Raw genomic sequence first — 19,471 nt, 5'->3', positions numbered from 1 at the left:
TACAGCATCCCCTATATGCCAAGCCGCGTTCAAGTAAGCTGGCGAGCTTGGCCATTTTTCTTTGACAATGCACAACCGAACATAGCGAAATCATGAGCGTGCAAGCCGCACCCACCGTCGATCAGTGGAACGCTGAAGCCTTTAATTCGTACGTCAAACAACTGGGCGAGCCTGAATGGCTGCTCGATTTACGCCAGAATGCCTTCGAAGCTTTCGAGGAAATGGGCTGGCCGACGCGTAAAGAAGAAGAGTGGATGCGAACCGACATCCGCGGTTTCAGCCTGAAAAAATTCAACCCACCTAAGCTCGACGAAGTCGTCGATGCCGCTACCCTTCCCTCCGGCTTGTTGGCGGAAGGGGTGGATATTGGTGGCCAGGTCGTTTCGCTTAATGGACGCACCGGGCGTAGCACGTTGGCAGACGAGCTAAAGGCCCAAGGCGTCATCTTTGGTGACTTCGCCACCGTGCTGGCCGAGCATGGCGATCTGCTCCAGAAGTATCTCTTTAAAGGTGAGTTCGATCCGAACTTCGACAAGTTCAGTGCCTTGCATGCGGCGTTCTTTAGTGGCGGTGCGTTTCTGTATGTGCCACCGAATGTCGTCGTCGAACAGCCGCTGCACATGCTGAATTTGATCGGCGACAACGGTGTCGACTTAGCTCATACGCTGATCGTGCTGGAAGAAGGCGCGCAAGCCACCGTGCTGACCGAATCGGCCAGCCTCGATGACGACCAGCCTGGCTTCCACTGCGGAGCGATTGAAGTGGTAGTTGGCGACCGTGCCAATCTTCGCTTCGTCAACCTGCAGAACTGGGGGCACAAAGTTTGGCACTTCGGCCAGCAAAAAGGCTCGGTCGGTCGTGATGGCAACTTGCTATGGACGTTGGGCGCCCTGGGCAGCCGGCTGTCGAAAGTGAATCAGCACGTCGCCCTCGATGGTCCAGGGGCACACTGCGAAGTGAACGGCGTGCTATTCACGGAAGGAAAACAGCACCTTTCTTACCACACACAGCAATATCATCGCGCTCCGAACTGTACGAGCAACTTCCTCTACAAAGCGGCCCTGCAGGATCATTCTCGCACGGTATGGCGTGGCATGATCAAGGTCGCCCCTGGGGCTCAGAAAACGGACGGCTACCAGCGGATCGACAACCTGCTGCTCACCGAACATTGCCGAGCCGACTCGATTCCCGGTTTAGAAATTGAAGCCGACGACGTTCGCTGCACGCACGGGGCAACGACCGGCCGGGTCGACGAAGAGCAAATCTTCTACGCCATGGCGCGTGGTTTCACTCGCAAAGAAGCAATGCGAATGATCGTGATCGGCTTCTTTCAGCAGGTGTTCGATCGGATCACGTTAGAGTCGGTCCGCGAAGCCCTCGGCCATGCCATCGCCCGCCGCGTTCGCGAATACGATTAATCCAGCGTTCCCTGACGTTTCAAGATATCCATCAAACAACCCATTCATTCGTCACCCAAAGTTCACCCAACGCATGTCCGAATTTGTTCGTGTAGCTGCCCTCTCCGAAATTCCTGATCCTGGCAAAAATGTTTATGAAGTCGATGATCGGTTTGTGATCGTAATTCATGCTGGAGGTCAGGTATATTGTTTGGACGACGTCTGCACGCACGACGACGGCCCTTTGGGGGAAGGTGACCTTGAGGGGAACGAAATTGAATGCCCACGCCATGGTGCTAAGTTTGATATTCGCACCGGCGAGGCCACATTGATGCCGGCCACCCAACCCACCCAGGTTCACGAAGCGAAAATTGAAGGCGATTCGATCTACGTTCGTCTCGCAGATTGAGAAGGAAACCAAGTCATGGCACTCACTGAAGATGCGGTCCGCGAGCAATTGAAGAACGTGATCGATCCCGAGTTGTTCGTCAACATTGTCGACCTGGGATTGATCTACGAAGTTAACTTCGAGGACGTCGCTGACTCGGAAGACAAAAAAGTCCTAATCAACATGACCATGACCAGCCCTGCCTGCCCGGCTGGTCCCCAGTTGATTGGTGGCGTCAACCAATATGTCTCGCAAATGGAAGGGGTCAGCGAAGTTGACGTGAAAATCGTCATGGATCCGCCCTGGTCCCCTGACCGCATGACCGAAGATGCTCGGGATCAACTCGGCATTTTCTAATGTTCCTGGGGACACCAAGGAACGATTCGTCGAGATGCCGGGGATGACCGATTGGCGATGTCAGCGCAAACAGAGTATCCCCGGACTGTCTTTATCTACGAGCTGATCACCGGCGGCGGGTTGTTCGCCGTCGACGGAGCTCCGGCCCCGAGCGGTTCCCTTCTGCACGAAGGAACCGCCATGTTGGCTGCGGTGGCTGAAGATTTCTCGGCCATTGCAGGCACTTCTGTCACCATTCTTCGTGATCAACGCATCGAACCGCTGTCGGTTTCTGCCACTCAGCAAATTGCCGTGCGCAGTGCCGCTGAGGAACGCGAGGCCTTTCGCACAGCGGTACGCGAAACCGATGCCACGCTGATCATTGCCCCAGAGTTCGATGGACTCCTGCTCGAACGAACTCTGTGGGCCGAAGAGGAGGACGCCTGGCTTCTCAGCCCAAACTCTACCTTCGTGGAAGTGGCAACGTGTAAGTGGAAGACCTTTCAAGTTTGGCAGACGGCTGGGGTGCCCACCATCGAGACCCATTTTCTAGCGGATTCAGCTAGTTGGCAGCATCTTCGCGAGGTCGAAGTCGTTACCAAACCCCGCGACGGAGCCGGATCGGAGGAGGTACTTTGCTGGAAAATGGGAAAACAAGTAGAAGCTCAGCTTCCGCTCAATGAAAGGATTCTCATACAGCCGAAGGTTTATGGCACGGCAATTAGTTGTGCTATCTTCGGTTCTGGGGTAGATATTGTTCCGTTACCTGCTGGCTACCAACGCCTAAGCAAAGATTTAAAGTATCATGGAGGCCGATTACCCCTTCCTGAAGCGTTCAACGAGCGAGCGCATCGCCTTACAGGACAAGCAATTAGGTCTTTTCCCCCTTTCCGCGGTTACGTTGGCCTTGATATGATCTTGGGGCCTTGTCCGGAAGGGACCGAAGACGTGGCGGTAGAAATTAACCCACGACTTACTAGTTCTTATGTCGGCTTGAGATTGTTGCTGAAGAATAACTTAGCGCAAGCCATGCTGGATGTTGCTGCTGGCAAGGCATTTGTGCCGCAACCTGGCTGCGGAGATGTTGATTTTGAAATTCATTGATTGAGGAAGCGGGAATTTTATGACGGTCCTGGGCGTCGATGTTGGCGGGGCCAACATAAAAATTGCCACGGGCGAGGGATTCGCCCATTCATTTCCCTTCCCTATCTGGTCGAAAAAGAACGACCTGGTCAGCAGCCTAGAACACGTGTTGGGGATGGCCCCTGTCTTTGATCGTGTGGTGGTTACGATGACCGCCGAACTGGCCGATTGCTTTGGCTCGAAATCGGAAGGCGTTCGCTTTGTTTTGGCTTCGATTCGCGAAGTCTTTGCTGATTACCCGCTCAAGGTTTATACGCTGCCTGGGACTCTGGTTTCGCTCGATAAGGCGATTCTCGACCCCCATTCCGTAGCGGCCGCCAATTGGCATGCCCTGGGAAGCTATGCAGGCCGAATGTTCCAAGGCAAGAGTGGCTTGGTGGTTGATATCGGTTCGACCACAACCGATATCGTTCCGATCATTAAGGGAAAAGTCGCCAGTACATCCCGTTCCGATCTCGCTCGACTCTTGGCTGGCGAACTGTACTACCTGGGCGTTGAACGAACGCCGACGTGTGGCATTGCCGATCAGGTGACTTTCCGGGGGAAACCATGTCCAACGGCGAACGAGTGGTTCGCCACGTCGCTCGATGTCTTCTTAGCGCTGGGCCTCTTTGACGACGAGCCTGAAAACCACGGCACCGCCGATGGCCGCGCGGCGACCCGCGAGTTCGCCAAGACCCGTCTTGCTCGGATTATTTGTGCCGACGGAGACGAAGTGACCTGGACCGAAATCAACGAGATCGCTCGCGAACTCAATTCGATCATGGTCCGCAAGATTGCCAAAGCAATTCGCCAGGTGGTCGAGACGCATCAGATGGATGCCGAGATGACCGTGATTTGCGGCCATGGCGATTTTCTGGCCGAAGCGGCGCTTGACTCGGCCGGGGTGGTGACGCATCGCGAGTATCTTACCGACCTGATTGGTGCCAACGCCGCACGCTGTGCCCCGGCGTATGCCCTGGCCACGCTGGCGGAAGAAGCCTGGGACTAAGGCCGATGTCGCTTGTTGTCTGGAAGTTGGGAGGTAGCTTGTTCGACTTGCCTGATTTAGCCCAGCGAATCAGGCGACTCAAAGCCGAGTGTTATGCTGACTTCTCTGTAGTCATCATCCCAGGCGGAGGCGAGTTCGCCGATGTGGTGCGGCGGCTCGATCAGAATTACCAACTGTCCGCCAGGGATTCTCATTGCCTGGCCCTCGAAGCCATGCGGATTAATGCGCGGATGGTGGCCAATCTGCTAGGAGAATCAGCCGCGTTGGCCGATCCAGATCAGCAGCAGAAGCGATTGCAAACCTGGCACGCTTCCGAGGACACGGCTAAACCGATGGAAGTCTGGGACGTCATAAACACCTGGAACCTCTGCCTGCCGGCACTCGAAGAAAGAATCGCTCCGATTCCAGAAGATTGGACCCTGACCAGCGATTCGATCGCGGCGTTGTTGGCTTGGTATTGGCAGGCAGATCGCTTGGTGCTGTGTAAATCGATCGACGCACCGACTACCGATGATGTCCACGCTTGGGCGAAACAAGGCCTGGTCGATCTGTTCTTTCCGCAAATTGCCCCTCACCTGCCCTGCATCGAATGGGTGAACCTCCGGGCGCAATAAAAAACGGCCCTCATCAATGAAGGCCGTTTCTATTGAGCGATGGTCGTGGATTAACACGACTGTGAACAGAGGACATTAGTTCCACCACCACAAGTTGTTGTTGGAAGCCAACTGTTCGGTTCGCAGCTTGTCCATCCCGGCAACCTTTTCGATGTTGCTGGCGACTTCCCACGAGTTGATGTCGACGCCGCCCGAAGCGGTGATCACCCAATGGCTCCCTTTCTTCATGGCACTGAAGAAGGTCGGAACGGTGTTCGGAGCAGGAAATTCTTCCAAGTGAACCGGGCTCGAAGCGTCCTTGATCATGTCCAGATCAAGATCTGCCTTGCTGAGCAGTTGTTCTTTTTCGATCAAAGCAGCGATGACGCACATGTCCATCACGTTTCGCAGATCACCGAAGATCTTGTCTTCTGCCGAAAGCTCTTCGTATTTGGCCGTCATGAGGTCGGCCCACTTTTGTGGCAGAGGGCTGGTTTTGCCGGTTTGCTTCACGTTGCCGGCTTCATCAACGTATTCGTCTTCGGTCATCGCTTTCACGCCAGGACCACGCAGTTGCCAAGCGAGGCCGTCTTCGCTTTGGGCCATTGGTTCGTAATTGCAAGCCAACCACCAACGTGGCATAGCATTCTTCACGACTCGGGCCGAAGGGAGCATTTGCAAGTAGCTCGGCAGACCACGAACCGGACTTGGCTCGAGGTTCATTGCAATTCGCTTCATGCGGAAGTCGGCGGCAACCATCACGCGAGCGAAGTGGCTGCTGGTCGGAACACCGGTGACGGTGATCACTTGCGGGCCCAATGCACGTTCGACCCCTTCTTTCACGCTGGCATTCATTTGCGAGACACCGGCCAGGTAGTTGTCTAGGTTCTGGCGGCCTTGAGCGGTCGGGTCGATCGAGCATGTGATGCCACCCTGGCGAGCTTCTTGAACGCTTCGCATGGCAACAATGAAGTCTTCCAGCAACAGCACCGGGCGACCGGTGGTAATGCCGACGACATCGCCATTTTCATCAACTGTCCACCCTTCCGCCGGACCTGCCAAGATCACGTCGTTGTTGGCTTCGTCCACAAAGACGTATTCGATACGCTGCAGACCAGCCATGTATTTGACGGCATCTGGTAGATCGCCATCGGTTTCCAGCGATGATTTCATGATGGCATTCAGGCCACGCAACGAAACTTTTCGCATTTTGACCGGAGTGGCCAAATTGCCAGGCACCTTGTCCAGAGCGGCAAGCATCTCCTGGCGGAGCATTTTCTTCACCTCCGGAGTCGCCGAGGTCAGCTGACCTTGGGCGTCGATCGAAACACCACCAACAGCTTGTTGTCGGAAGGCGGATTGGCCAGCGAAAACAGGCGAACTGACCAGGGCAAGCCCTAAAGCCAGAAGCAGAGCATAGCTAACACGCGGTAGCACAACGGCTTTCATACGAAAGATCTCCGGATTTATCGCGATGGACGACAACAGTTTCCGCCCGATGGTGGACTGTCTTGGTCCTCAAAGAGCACGAAATAGGCTCAAACAAATTGAGGAGGCAAACTACAGCCTAGGTCACCGAGCGAGGGTTGCCTGGGCCGACGAGGAAGGAAAATCCGCGCAAGTCGGGATTTCCATTCAATCTACAATAGTTCGCTCCCGTTTTCCTTGCAAGGATTACGTTTAAATCCTCATGCCATTTCTAGGAGCATCAAATGTTACCTGTTGGATGGGGTGCTCGGAAAGGGAAGGCATTGCCTGTTTTTCCTAAACTTCCCAGGCCGATGCCTCTTTGTCCGATGAGAACGATTATGACGACTTGCTGCGGAATCGACCAACAACTATTTCCCCTTCTGCCATCGTGTGCATATAAGTGTATTATTACGATACACGTTGGCGAGGGCGTGACCACTTTCGGGGCGGCAAGGCAAAGTAGCACGGGTCAGTAAAAAACTGGATGATTGCATATTTAATTATTCGTGAAGGTTCCAAATGGACCGATGTCTTTCGCTTGGTCGAGGGTCAGAACGTCACGATCGGGCGGGCGCCAACCAACCAGATTGTGATTAAGGACGATCGCTGCAGCCGCTATCATGCAGAAATCTTTCTTTCTCAGGGCGTTTGGACGATTCGCGACCTCGATTCCCGCAATGGAACCACCGTCGAAGATTCCCCTATTCGTGGGGATCAAGCTTTAACGCCAGGCAATATTATCCGGGTGGCCAACACGCAGTTGGCTTTCGTGAATGATCTTTCGGCTGCGTTTCCCGATGGTTCTTCCAGTGCTGGGCACCTGTTCGATTCCAACGCCGAGATCGATCCGTCGATGACCTCAGGCTACGACAGCGAGCATGTGCTGGATATCGCCGAGCCCACCAACATCACGCATCGGCGGGGACATACTCGGTTTTTAAAGCCGGAAAGCGAAGACTCTAAGGAAGGTTCGGTCGTCCCCCGGGTAGGCCGAGCCGCTGCTCGGCTGTGCCAATTGGCCTTCGAGTTGGCCCAGCAAGCCGATGTCATCGCGGTGGCTAATCTGGCACTCGAAGGGTTGTTTGAAAGTACTCAGGTCGACTCTGGGGCCATGTTGTTATTGCCACGCGGGTTCAAAGGGCCAGCGACGGAGAAGGACTTAGAGCTAATTAGTTCCCGTACCGACAAACTGCCGGTCTACCATCGCATCTCGCGGTTTTTGGCCAACACGGTTTTGAAGGAAGGGGAAGCGGTCCTGGCACGCAACTTCGCCGACGACAGCCGCTTCGGAAGTCGCGATAGCAAGGGAGACATCCACGCGACCAGCGTGTTGGCCGCCCCCATTCGGCAGAACGGAAAAGTGATTGGCCTGATCCATCTCTACTCGACCGACACGGGGCGAATTCCTGATCCAGAAGATCTCGAGTTCACTTTGGCGGTTGCTGAAAACGTCGCGTTAGCGCTGAAAAACCTGGAACGCCAGCAAGAGCTAACCGAAACCATTTCGCAGTCGATGGTCGAAATCGACGAGCTACGGCAACGGCTCGGTGCCGAGAGCAACATCGTGGGAAGCAGCCCCTTGATACTGGACGTGCAGAAGCAAGTTGCCCGCGTCGCACCCAGCCGAGCGACGATTTTGATTACCGGCGAAAGTGGTGTCGGCAAGGAATTGGTCGCGCGTTCGGTTCACTTCGCTAGTACGCGAAAGAAAGGCCCATTCGTCTGCTTAAACTGTGCCGCCCTCAGCGAATCGCTGCTCGAAAGCGAACTGTTTGGCCACGAAAAAGGGGCGTTCACCGGGGCGACCGATCGCAAGGTCGGTAAGTTTGAAGCTGCCCACCGAGGGACGCTGATGCTGGACGAAATCGGCGAAATGAGCGAGGCGATCCAAGCGAAGTTTCTCCGCGTGCTTGAAGGGCATCCGTTTGAGCGAGTGGGTGGTAACGAAGCGGTTCAGGTCGATGTGCGCGTGATCGCCGCCACCAACCGCGACTTGGAAAAAGAAGTCGAACGTGGTCGTTTTCGGCGCGACTTGTTTTTCCGTTTGCGGGTGGTGGAAGTCAACGTGCCGCCGCTACGTAAGCGGACCGAGGACATCCTCGACCTGGCTTCCTACTTCGTGCAGAAGTACAACGCAGAGACTGGCCGGAAGATTCTGGGCTTCACACAATCGGCAATCGACGACCTGATGAAGTATCGTTGGCCAGGCAACGTGCGCGAGCTGAAAAACGTTATCGAGCGAGCCGTCGTGTTGTCTCAGGCTGAACGTATTAATTCGGATGATCTGGCGCTTTCCAATTTGACGGCATCGGGGGATACGGCCGAATTGAACGCTACCAAGTCTGGCTACGAGCCTCTTTCGCTGGCCGACCTCGAAAAGCGACATATCAACGCCACCCTAAGAGCCACCGGGTGGAATAAGAGTCGCACGGCTGGAATTTTGGGGATCGAGCGTTCGACCCTAGACCGTAAGATTCGTCGTTATCATATCCAGCCTCCCACCGAAGCGTAGGGCATTTTCAGGCCGGTCGCAGCAGTGGTAACGGTTCTAACGCCAGTTGGCGGCGTAACGAGGGTACGCGTTCGCGCAAGTAAGATAATTTGTCGGTAAACCTGACCAATACTTACGTGGCTGAAGATGCCGTTACCCTTTTCGTGGCCATGATTGAGTGTTAGGCATGTCGACAACTTTAACTGAGAACTTTGCAGGGCTGGCCGGAGCGAATAGCACCATGGCTGAAGCTGTGGTTCATTCGGTGGAAAAAGCACTGACTATGTGTGGCGCGTCGGCACGTTGTGTTGGTGTGGCGACGGTCCCTCTGCGCGAAAAAGGTTTGGTTACCGGAATCATCGGCGTGCATGGCCGTGTTTCTGGGTTCATCACCGTGAATATGTCCGAAGTGATGGCCATCTCGGTGGTGGAAGGATTGCTGCAAGAAGAATTCGGCAAGCTATCTACGCAAGTGGTCGACGGTGCCGGCGAAGTGACCAACATGATTTGTGGTGGGATCAAATCGCAATTATCCAAGACACCGTTTTCGTTTCAGGGAATTACGGTTCCTTCGATCATTGTGGGCGAGGGCTACCAGATGGCTTTTGCCCGCGGTCTCGAATTCGTGAGCGCCACATTCGAGCATGACAATGACGAAGCTGTGATGCTCGACGACCGTTTGCTCTCGGTCAGTATGTGCTTTCTCAAGTTGTAACAAACGGTTTGCCTGCGATTTGAAAACGCTACCGTTTTACTGCCTAGATTTTGTTCTTGGCGTGGACACCTATCGGCATAAAAAAATCTCCCTGATCAAATGAATGAACAGGGAGATTTTATTGTTTATCTGGAAAAGCGAAGTGTCCAATCCCTTGGTTCGCCGTTCTTTGGTAATTGCCTCGTAGAGCAACTACTTCGAGACGGGAATTACTTCCAACTTATCTTCCGTTTCGGCTTCTTGTGCTTCGACGGCACGATCGACAAGCGTTTTGATCGTCGATTCCGATTGCACTCCAATCAAGATTTGACGCTTCCAACCATCTTTGGTCTTACGGTACATGGCCAGCTGAGGATAGCCACCGCCCGACATGATTTTACGTGCGATGGTGGGTTGAGCATCTGCGTTGACTTCCGTGTAGACAACACCGCTCAAGCGGCCAGCTCGCAGCAGACGGGGCATCACCGATTGTTTCATGGTGACGCAAGCGGGGCACCAGTCGGTTCCAACAAGTACAAGCATCGGCTTGCCGGTTTCGTTAGCCGACTTGAAAGCCGTGTTGTAATCGGTGGTGGTGTCGCCGGTGACGGCCGCCTGCAAAAGGATGGCCAGGGTAACGCCGAGCATACAGTAGGTTCCTTACTAAATCTCTGCCCGAAAATAGATGTGATCAGCTCCGAAGGTCATTTGGGCAATTGGGGCTCAGATCACGTAATCCAGCAATTTGGGTGGGGTATAGGGTTGGTGGGTAAACTTCAGCCGGGTTAGGTTAGAATTTCCAAGATTGCTCAGGATTTCCGCCATTGGGGGTCGTGACTGGGTTTACGTTTGGGGCCAAGTTTAACGATTCGAGAAGGGATGACAAGTGTTCAATTTACAAAGTTCCTAGCGACTTTACGGACAAGCACATCAAGTCTAGTGAAGACCGCGTGTTGTGGCGCAAGAAAGATTTTGCAATTCTGACTAGAGTTGTGCTAGCAGAAATGCTTCAATAGCCGATAGTTACGACCAGTTGGCCAAGCGGTCGTCGGGCGAATATCTCAAGGATGTTGTTTTATATGGTGCTACGTATCGGAGTGGTCGGTTTGGGCTGCGATTGGGAATCGCGTCATCGCCCTGCCCTTCACTCGCTGCAAGATCGTTACAAGGTCGAGTTTATCTGCGATGAAGTTGCCTTAAGGGCAAGGAATGCTGCATCGCAATTCAACGCCATGGCACCGCGCGGCTTTCGTCATGCGATCGACGGCGAGCAAATCGATGCCGTCTTTTTGCTCGATCAGCAGTGGACGGGCCTCTTGCCTCTGCAATCGGCGTGTGCGGCAGGAAAAGCGGTGTATTTGAACACCGCGTTAGAGATGGACGCCCAGTCGCAGCAGGAAGTCGTGCGCTTGGTTGAAGCGACGAAAGTTCCCTTCATGATCGAGTTTCCTCGCCGTTTCGCCCCGGCGACGATTCGCTTGAAGGAACTGATCGCGACGCAGCTAGGCCGCCCCAAGCTGATTTTCTGCCACCATCGCCTCACGCCTGCTTCGTGTGGCAGTAATCCGCGATCGCTGGTGATTCAACGTTCGCTGGCCGAGATTTTCGACTGGTGTCGCTACATTGTCGATGGCAAGCCAGACTCGCTTTTCAGTGTTAGCTACCCACGGGCCGAAAATCCAAGCGACATTGAATACCAGATGCTCAGCGTCGATTTCCAAACGAAAGACGATTCTGCCGAGCGCGTGGTTGCCCAGATCAGTGCGGGGACTTATCTCCGCAGCGATTGGCCTGAAGCGGTCTCGTTCCGCCCGCCAGCGGCGATGCAGGTTTGCTGCGAAAACGGTATCGCGTTCATCGACCTCCCCAACACGCTTATCTGGTTCAATGGCGCTGGCCGTCACATGGAAAGTTTAGAGGGAGAACGCCCGGTCGGCGAACGTCTGTTTGCGGCATTCCACCGCTTACTAGAAAACGGCAACAGCCACTTCGATTGCCTCAGCGAATTCCGCGAATCAACCCGCGTCATCCAAGCCGCCCGGCAAAGCATCGCCGAGAACCGCCGGATTGATTTCTAACCATTCCCGTAGGGTCCGCTATGCGGACCGTGATATGGGTGTTCGTCAGTTCGCTGTAGTTCTCTCTCGGGGCCGATGTGTGGACGGCCCGGACAGATAGGTAACAATCGTTCGGACACCTAGGGAAACTCCCGGTCCGCACAGCGGACCCTACGTGGTATTCTCTTGAGAGCCATTGAGGCTGAAACAACCTCCCAGGCAGCCCCGAAGGGGCGACCGTTAATAGCTAGGGGCGGAAGCCCCTGGGAAAAGTGGTGCCCTCGAAATCAAGCCCCCAAGGGGCGTTCGTAGTCCGCCGTGATACGTCTTACCAATTGAGATCGCCACAGCCAGAGTTCGGTCCGCACAGCGGACCCTACGTGGCATTCTGCTGAGAGCCTTTGAGCCTGAAACAACCTTCCCCAGCGGCCCCGAAGGGGCGACCGTTAATAGCCAGGGGCGGAAGCCCCTGGAAAAATGGCGCCCTCGAAATCAAGCCCCAAAGGGGCCTTCGTAGTGTTCAATTCCACCGCATCGTTCCAGTGCTGGCGATTCTTCGTGCTGAAAACGAGATGCCCATAGGCGTTGGAGAACGAATGAGGCATTTCGCCAGGATCTTGGGCTACGAACGCCCCTTTGGGGCTAAGAAGATAGTTGCCCCGTCTACCAGGGGCTTCCGCCCCTGGCTATTAACGGTCGCCCCTTTGGGGCTATTGGGGAAGATTTCTCAAACACAACGGGAAGCCATTTCAAACACATCAGAAAATGCCACCGTCGATTTCAAAGTAACCGCTGTCATATATCTGAGTGAAATTCATGTAGTCAGGCGGCATCGAAGGCAAGCTTGCCGCTAACGTTTGTTTTGATACTTCGAGAGGAGCAATTGCGGCTTGTCGCTTGCCCAACGGGGCGCCAATAGCGAGAACGAAAAGAAAAGGCTACGAAGACTCACTTGCAAGAGCTGCATTGTCGACCTCCGTGGCAAAAAAATACCATGTCCACGTTTGAACTATGGGCATGGTAATGCGGAAAACCAGGTCAATGCTCGTCCGTCTGTTGCAACTCTTCAATCCACAACCGAATCTCGTTGTCGTATTCGACCGCCAGGTCTCCTTTGACGAGTTGGCGATGGAACGACGCGGCGCCGCCGCTGCGAAGATCGGCATCTTCGGCTGAAGGGAACCGACGCGATGGATCGGGGGCGATCAAGCGGCGGCAGAAGTTCATCAGCAGTTCGTTGCAGGTCACTTCATCCGGCAAGATATCCAGCAGCCGCTGCGCCAGGAACCGTTTGGTTTCCAGCAACTCGCGGAAGTTTTTAATGTGCCCGAATATTGAGCGGCCTGAGAGCATCTCGATCAGCACGTAACCCAAGCTGGCCAGGTCGCTACGCGGCGTCGCTTCGGCCCCTTCCAACACTTCTGGGGCGGCGTAGGCTGGCGTGCAGGTTCGTGATTCCGGGGCATTATCGATCTCGAAGGCCGAGCCAATATCGATCAGCTTAGCCGTGCCGGTTCGCTTGAGCATGATGTTCGAGGGCTTCACGTCGGCGTGAACGATCCCATCGCGATGCAGTGCCGCCAAAGCAGCCAAGCAGTCGCGGGCAATCGCCACCGCTACGCCTGGCTTGAAGCGAGGCTGCTGCGGCCCCTTGGTGACAACCACTTGATTGATGTAATTCCAACGCTCGGTGGTGACGCGCGGACGAATCCGTTCGACCATGCCGGGAGTCGAAAGTTGCTGCAGATCGTAACCGTCGACCCATTCCATCACCATTACGCGGATCGTGCTGGAATCGAGGAAGTTGTGGATCTCGAGCAAGTTGTGCTGCTGAATCTGAGCCACACGCGAAGCAACCCGGGCAGCACGGGCCATGGCCTCGTTGTAATGGGCCAGGCTATCAAAGCGTTCCGGCGAAAAGATCTTTACCGCCAAGGGAAGCGTAAAACCGTTCGCTCCCCGCCGCTCGGTGAGAAAAACCAGCCCCTGGCCGCCAGAACCAAGCAAGCGACGTAAAGCGTAATGCTCGGTCCAGCTTGACCGCCGCGCATGAATCAGCGATTCGTATCGCTCCATCAATTCAGCCGGGCACTTTCGCGAAGCAGTCTCGCCTTCGAGCGAAAGGGTCAGCTGAAGATTTTGTTGGGTCGTCGTTAGCATGAGTGGCGACTTCCTGTCGGCGTCTTCAGGATTCAAAGCGCACGTTGTCCTGTTGCATGATAGGAGGGGAAGAATCTACGGGTAAAGATTCTTTCCTGTAAATAAATGAAAATCTTGTGAATGGCAAGATTCACTTGAACAAGTTCGCCTTATTGGGGCAATAAGACGCCCAGGCTTTAGGTGGCCGAAGGCATGCGAACGGGAAAGCCAAGCTGCTTGTCAACCAGGTTGATGGGAGGTTCACCCTGAAGATAACGACGCAGATTAGTGCAAAAAAGTTGCGTCGCGTCGGCATTGCGTGTTGCTCCTTGCGCACCGACGTGAGGCGTAATGATCACATTCTCCATATTCCATAGTGGGCTATCGTGCGGTAGGGGTTCGATTTCGGCGACATCAATTCCGGCCCCGAGTAGTTTTTTGTTCTGTAAAGCCTCGATCAGGGCCACTTCTTTCACGACCTGACCACGGGCCACGTTGATGAACCAAGCATCTTGTTTCATCGCCGCAAATCGCCCTTCATCCATAATGTGATACGTGCTGGCGTTCAGGGGCAACGTCAGAATCACAATGTCAGACTCGGCCAATAAATCGTCGAGGCGATGGGCAGGCCACAACTGCTCGACATGCTCAGGCTGATCATAAGGGAACAGGTCGGTCGCGATGATGCGTGTGCGGAATGCCGAGAGGATCTCGGCAATTCGACGACCGTTCCCCCCCAAGCCGACGATGCCGACCGTTTTTCCGTGAAGATCGTGGGTAGGTCTTCTCGTATAATCTTTAACGGTTTGTGCGCGAAAGAAAACCGGTAAAGAGCGAATCAGGCCCAATAAGAGGGAAAATGTTTGCTCTGCGACCTGATTGGCAAACAGCCCTGAAGCACTAGAAACGATGATATCGGAAGCAATCACTTCCGGCACCAAGCAGTGGTCCATGCCGGCGGCCGAGGATTGAATCCATTTCAGCTTCCCTTTTTTTACCACTTCCGGCCACGGCATTGGCACTTTGGCATGCCCGCAGAAGATATCGGCATCGAGAATCGCTTCGCCAATCCGCTCTTGCCCGGCATCGTCGATTTCGGCATCGGGGGCAACCTGCCGAATGGCATCGATGAATTCAGGCTGAGTTTGATAGCAAAGGGCGATTTTCATAACTAGTCAACTCTGGGGGAAGCGAAACGGACGCGAATTAGGGCCATCTTGGTCCATTACCAAAATATAGACTATTGGTTTAATTTCGTGGATGGAGCATGAACCTGACGCGTTTGCGATTGTCAGATAGTTGCCCATGCGAATAATTGGGATTCGCAATTTCTTGGCGCAACTCTCTCCCGGACGCAGCATGTTGGATTCATCGGAAGTGGCTCATTCATCCTCTGAGGCCTCGGAGGGGGGAAACTGGTGGAGCCGTCCATGCGGAGTCCGCGAACTACTATGGATCGCGCTGCCGTTGATTGCCTCGACGGCGTCATGGTCGATGACTAGTTTTGTCGACCGCCTGTTTCTGTTTTGGTACTCTCCCGAAGCGATGGCCGCGGCTTTGCCGGCAGGGATGTTGCACTTCACGCTGCTCTGCTTTCCGATTGGCTTGGCTTCGTATTTAAATACGTTTGTCGCCCAGTACGACGGAGCCAACCGCCCAGAACAAATCGGCGCGGTTATCCGCAAAGGTGTCATCGCTGGTTCGTTTCTAATACCGGCCTATTTTCTGACCATTCCTTTGGCGACGTGGGCCTTTCAAATGGTGGGGCACTCGGCCGAGGTTCAACTGCTGGAAGTCCGCTACTTTCAGATTTTAACGTTCGGGGCTGGGGCCTCGGTTGTGTCTGCGGCAATGTCGACCTTCTTTACCGGACGCGGTAAGACGATGACTTCGATGTTTGTCGAGGTCGGATCTTGTGTACTCAATGTGGCCCTCGACGCCCTGTTCATCTTCGGTTTATGCGGCGAATGGCTCGAAGGAATTACCGGGGCCGCGATTGCCACCATGCTGAGCCAGTGGTTTAAGGTGATTGCCTATGCGATTTTGCTCTGGCGACCAGCGATCGGTGGCGAATTTGGTTTTCTCGATCCTTCCCGCGACGAGCCTCACTTACTGCGGAGAATCTTTCAATATGGTTCGGCCAGCGGGTTTCAGGTTTTGTTGGAAATTGGAACCTTTACCGGGTTTACCTTCCTGATGGGCAGAATGGGGCTGACGGCGATGACCGCATCGACCTTGGCGGTCGACGTGAACTCGCTGACGTTTGTTCCTTTAATTGGGCTGGGAATTGGCATCAGCACCCTGGTCGGACGCGAAATCGGCCATGGCCAACCGCAAAGAGCGGCTGTGGCAACCTGGTCAGGCTTGATGGTTGCCATGGTCTACGCGGGAGGCATGGGGTTTACGTATTTCATGGCCCCAGATTTCTTTTTGTCGGCTCACGCCATGGGAATGGAGCCGTCAAAATTCGAGGAAATCCGTGTGCTGACCATCATTTTGCTGCGATTTGTCGCTTTTTTCTGTGTTTTCGACGCGATGAATCTCGTCGCTGTGAGTGCCCTGAAAGGGGCTGGCGATGTCCGTTTCATTTTGGTGGTGGGGGCAATTTGCTCTTCGCTCTTGCTGGCGCTTGCCGTCACCTTTCTGTGGCTCGATCGAATCGATGTCGAAGGGCTGTGGTACGCCCTGACTGGCTGGGTCATCCTGCTGACCATTGCCCATTGGAGCCGGTTTTTCACCGGCCAGTGGCGAAGCAAGACGGTGATGGAAACGGCGACCGAGGCAACATAATCGCCCGTTTTTACCTAGCAGTCTTGTTGATTTTTTGCTTCATTGGCAGAAGACAGAAAGCTTGCTGGCCAAGCGTCGGCCAATTAAAAAGTGTCCCCTGTTCTTGGCGAAACGCCCCTTTTTGACAATAATTAACATTGGATGGATATCCGCACACTTTCGGCACATCCATATTCTAAGAGCGTCGTACCCCAACTCGAGACGGCTCTTAAGGCACCATCCCACCTTGGATCTGCACCCCCGACGATAAAGAATCTTGTGAGGAGCTAGTTCCCTGTCTACCTCGAAATACCAACTTGGCTGGCTGGCCATTGTGTTGTTGATTGCTTTGCGCTTAGCAACCGGATGGCATTTTTTCATGGAAGGCTCGAAGAAATTTCATTCGGGCGATTTCTCTTCCGCAGGCTTTTTGCGTAACGCGAAAGGGCCGTTGGCGGACAACTTCCGCAATATGGTGTTCGATTTGTACGGGACCCAGCGTCTCGACAAACAGTACATCGCTAGCCGGGCCGCCGGCTATCGCGATATGGCGACCAACACCTACGGTGAAGACCTGCAGGGCAAATTTCAGGATCAACTGAAGAAGTATCTCTCGCGAATTAACTACTACTTTGAAGAAAACGCCGAGGATATCGACAAATATTTCAACGAAGTCCAAATCTACGAGGCAAAGCGAAACGACCCTAACTTTAAGGGGGTCGCCCACCACGAAGATCGTTTGGTCGACAAAGACAAAGAGCTTTACAAGAGCCTTAATAAGTGGACCAAAGATATCGCCGCGTACGAAGCGGACTATATCGACGACTTGAACCGGATTGGCAAGATGAACACCGGTTCGACCTCGGAACTAGCCCAGGTAAACCCCAACCAAGGCCCCGTCGATTACACCGTGGCTTGGGTGCTGACAATTTCCGGTTTGCTGTTGATGGTGGGGCTGTTTACGCGGTTAGCCGCATTAGCGGTGGCTGGTTTCCTGCTGCAGGTTATCCTCGCCCAGTGGCCTTTGGCTTATGGTGCGGACACGACCGTTGCTTACTATCAATCGGTAGAATTTATCGCATTGCTCTTGATTGCTGCGATCGGTGCGGGAAAATTTGCTGGGTTGGATTTTATCCTTTGGAACTTATTCGCTAAGTGCTGCGGCTGCGGTACATCCTCATCAGGGAGTAATTCATGAACTTGAAACCAGACGAAATAGCCGTTGGCAAGGAAAACTTCAACGAAGCCGTTGGCATTAGCCGCCGTGAGTTCCTACAAGGAAGTGTCGCTGCCGCTGCAGTTTCTGGCGTAGGTCTCGGAGCTGCCTACTTTGGGTATCAGCAATTAAAGGTCAACGATCCGGTTCGCGTTGGTGTGATCGGTACCGGGGACGAAGGAAGCGTGCTGATCGGGGCGATCAACCCGGAATACATCGACGTCGTGGCCATCTCGGACATTCGCCCTTACAACGTCCATCGTGCTTTCCACGGTGACCATTCCAGCCCGGCCGCCTTGGATGCCCGTAAAGGGTTGATGTCGGTTTACGATTGGAAGACCGAAGACGAAGCCAAAAAGCACGTCAAAGTCTACACCGACTACAAAGAACTGCTGGCCGATCCGAATATCGAAGCGGTTATCTGTGCCCTTCCCTTGTTCCTGCACAAGCAGGTCGCGATGGATGCCATGGCCGCCGGCAAGCACGTGCTGACTGAAAAGCTGATGGCCCAAACGGTCATGCAGTGCAAGGAAATGGCCCGTATGGCCGAGGAACAAAACCTGTACCTCGCCACCGGTCACCAACGCCATTACAGCGTGCTGTACGACAACGCAGTGAACCTGATCAAATGGGGCGTTCTCGGCGAAATCCATCACATCCGTGCCCAGTGGCACCGTGGTAACTTGCCTGGCGGCGACAGCTGGCAACAACCGCTACCTGGCGGCGAAAAGCTGGCCGATGGCAAGATGGTCGACGAAATCAAGTCGCAAATGAACAAGTTTAAGAAGCGTATCGAGGATGAGTCCGATCCGGCTCGCCGCGCTCAGTACAAGCTGTTGTTTGCTCAGTACGAAGCTTGGAACAACGATCGCGATATCGACCCAACCCAATACGGCTACAACGATTTCACGATCAAGAACCGTCAAGGACAAGATCGCCAGATCTCGGCCATGGAAGAACTTTGCCGTTGGCGTCTGTGGGACCGCACCGGTGGCGGTTTGATGGCCGAATTAGGCAGCCATCAGTTGGACGCCGCTTCGATCTTTATCAGTGCCCTCCGAGCCGACGGCAAGAAGGCGCACCCGCTAACTGTCCATGCGACCGGTGGACGTCACCTGTTCGGTTACGACCGCGATGCCGACGACCATGTCTACTGCATGTTCGAGTTCCCCGGCAGCGGTTATGACCCTTCGTTTGACGTCGGCTACTACGATAACGTCACCAACTGGCCACCCGCTGGCAAGGGCGTTCCTTCCTACAACGACGACCCGCATAAGAAGGTCGTGGTGACTTACTCTTCGATCAACGGTAACGGTTACGGCGGTTACGGCGAAGTGGTCATGGGCAGCAAGGGAACGCTGGTTCTCGAACGCGAGAAGGACGTGATGCTGTACAAAAACGGTGTCTCGGCCGATACCAAGCTGTCCGTGAAAAAGGGTGCCGATGGTCCGACCATGGATACCCAAGCCAGTGGCGGTGGCTCGAAGGCAGCTGCCGTGGCGAACACGACCAGTGCTGGCCCGGTAAGCCGTGGTTACACCGAGGAAATCGAACACTGGGCTGCTTGTATCCGCAACCCAGGCCCCGAGAACAAGCCGAAGTGTCATCCGGAAGTCGCCATGGCCGACGCCGTGATCGCCCTGACGGCTCGCTTGGCGATGCAGCGATCGAACCAAGGTAAGGGTGGCTACGTCGAATTCAAAGAAGAATGGTTCGACGTTCACAGCGACGCTACGCCGGAAAAAGACCTCGCGTAGTTACCAAAGTCTCGAAACATAAAAAATGAG

General features: G+C 54.5%; 16 protein-coding genes. 12 read left to right on the top strand and 4 right to left on the bottom strand.

What is annotated here, in order from left to right:
• The first annotated feature begins 92 nt into the window (after positions 1-92).
• From sufD to DTL42_RS00825, 6 genes are all read left to right on the top strand, one after another.
• Positions 93-1,418 (top strand): Fe-S cluster assembly protein SufD, encoded by a 1,326-nt coding sequence (gene sufD / locus DTL42_RS00850; RefSeq protein WP_114366782.1) that lies wholly within the window; start codon positions 93-95, stop codon positions 1,416-1,418.
• A 73-nt stretch (positions 1,419-1,491) separates the two neighbouring features.
• Complete coding sequence (locus DTL42_RS00845) at positions 1,492-1,806, top strand: non-heme iron oxygenase ferredoxin subunit (RefSeq protein ID WP_114366781.1); 315 nt, start codon at positions 1,492-1,494, stop codon at positions 1,804-1,806.
• 15 nt (positions 1,807-1,821) lie between these two features.
• Positions 1,822-2,142 carry a metal-sulfur cluster assembly factor gene (locus tag DTL42_RS00840; RefSeq protein WP_114366780.1) on the top strand — a complete coding sequence of 107 codons (321 nt, stop codon included), beginning with the start codon at positions 1,822-1,824 and terminating at the stop codon, positions 2,140-2,142.
• Between the two features lie 57 nt (positions 2,143-2,199).
• Positions 2,200-3,225 (top strand): ATP-grasp domain-containing protein, encoded by a 1,026-nt coding sequence (locus DTL42_RS00835; protein ID WP_114366779.1) that lies wholly within the window; start codon positions 2,200-2,202, stop codon positions 3,223-3,225.
• 19 nt (positions 3,226-3,244) lie between these two features.
• On the top strand, positions 3,245-4,255 hold the full coding sequence (locus DTL42_RS00830) for a hydantoinase/oxoprolinase family protein (protein WP_114366778.1): 1,011 nt from the start codon (positions 3,245-3,247) through the stop codon (positions 4,253-4,255).
• Positions 4,256-4,260: 5 nt separating this feature from the next.
• Complete coding sequence (locus tag DTL42_RS00825) at positions 4,261-4,869, top strand: hypothetical protein (RefSeq protein WP_114366777.1); 609 nt, start codon at positions 4,261-4,263, stop codon at positions 4,867-4,869.
• A 75-nt stretch (positions 4,870-4,944) separates the two neighbouring features.
• Here the strand turns inward: DTL42_RS00825 and DTL42_RS00820 are convergent, their stop codons facing one another.
• Positions 4,945-6,297 (bottom strand): DUF1598 domain-containing protein, encoded by a 1,353-nt coding sequence (locus DTL42_RS00820; RefSeq protein ID WP_114366776.1) that lies wholly within the window; start codon positions 6,295-6,297, stop codon positions 4,945-4,947.
• Positions 6,298-6,802: 505 nt separating this feature from the next.
• On the opposite strand from DTL42_RS00820, the gene DTL42_RS00815 reads away from it, so the two are divergent.
• Both DTL42_RS00815 and DTL42_RS00810 read left to right on the top strand, forming a co-directional pair.
• Positions 6,803-8,830, top strand: a complete 2,028-nt coding sequence (locus DTL42_RS00815) for a sigma 54-interacting transcriptional regulator (protein WP_114366775.1) — start codon at positions 6,803-6,805, stop codon at positions 8,828-8,830.
• A gap of 166 nt (positions 8,831-8,996) precedes the next feature.
• Positions 8,997-9,524: a chemotaxis protein CheX gene (locus tag DTL42_RS00810; protein WP_114366774.1), complete on the top strand. Its 528-nt coding sequence runs from the start codon at positions 8,997-8,999 to the stop codon at positions 9,522-9,524.
• 192 nt (positions 9,525-9,716) lie between these two features.
• Here DTL42_RS00810 and DTL42_RS00805 read toward each other — a convergent pair whose 3' ends face one another.
• A complete protein-coding gene (locus DTL42_RS00805) occupies positions 9,717-10,151 on the bottom strand; it encodes a thioredoxin family protein (protein ID WP_114366773.1) in 435 nt (144 codons plus the stop codon).
• Between the two features lie 431 nt (positions 10,152-10,582).
• Between DTL42_RS00805 and DTL42_RS00795 the strand changes: the two genes are divergently transcribed.
• A complete protein-coding gene (locus DTL42_RS00795; RefSeq protein WP_114366889.1) occupies positions 10,583-11,581 on the top strand; it encodes a Gfo/Idh/MocA family protein in 999 nt (332 codons plus the stop codon).
• Between the two features lie 1,017 nt (positions 11,582-12,598).
• Here DTL42_RS00795 and DTL42_RS00785 read toward each other — a convergent pair.
• The gene (locus tag DTL42_RS00785; RefSeq protein ID WP_114366770.1) at positions 12,599-13,720 is read right to left on the bottom strand and encodes a serine/threonine-protein kinase; all 1,122 of its coding nucleotides are present in this window, start codon (positions 13,718-13,720) and stop codon (positions 12,599-12,601) included.
• Between the two features lie 176 nt (positions 13,721-13,896).
• On the bottom strand, positions 13,897-14,868 hold the full coding sequence (locus tag DTL42_RS00780; RefSeq protein WP_114366769.1) for a D-2-hydroxyacid dehydrogenase: 972 nt from the start codon (positions 14,866-14,868) through the stop codon (positions 13,897-13,899).
• A gap of 190 nt (positions 14,869-15,058) precedes the next feature.
• Between DTL42_RS00780 and DTL42_RS00775 the strand changes: the two genes are divergently transcribed.
• From DTL42_RS00775 to DTL42_RS00760, 3 genes are all read left to right on the top strand, one after another.
• Positions 15,059-16,489 carry an MATE family efflux transporter gene (locus DTL42_RS00775; RefSeq protein ID WP_158545179.1) on the top strand — a complete coding sequence of 477 codons (1,431 nt, stop codon included), beginning with the start codon at positions 15,059-15,061 and terminating at the stop codon, positions 16,487-16,489.
• A gap of 358 nt (positions 16,490-16,847) precedes the next feature.
• Positions 16,848-17,666, top strand: a complete 819-nt coding sequence (locus DTL42_RS00765; RefSeq protein ID WP_147274113.1) for a DoxX family protein — start codon at positions 16,848-16,850, stop codon at positions 17,664-17,666.
• On the top strand, positions 17,663-19,441 hold the full coding sequence (locus DTL42_RS00760; protein WP_114366765.1) for a Gfo/Idh/MocA family oxidoreductase: 1,779 nt from the start codon (positions 17,663-17,665) through the stop codon (positions 19,439-19,441). Before DTL42_RS00765 ends, DTL42_RS00760 begins: the two co-directional genes overlap by 4 nt.
• The last annotated feature ends 30 nt before the right edge of the window (positions 19,442-19,471 follow it).

The organism is Bremerella cremea (assembly GCF_003335505.1).
GTDB classification, from domain to species: domain Bacteria; phylum Planctomycetota; class Planctomycetia; order Pirellulales; family Pirellulaceae; genus Bremerella; species Bremerella cremea_A.
Note: the sequence above shows the minus strand (reverse complement) of the source record. Positions and strands in the feature narration are given on the sequence as shown.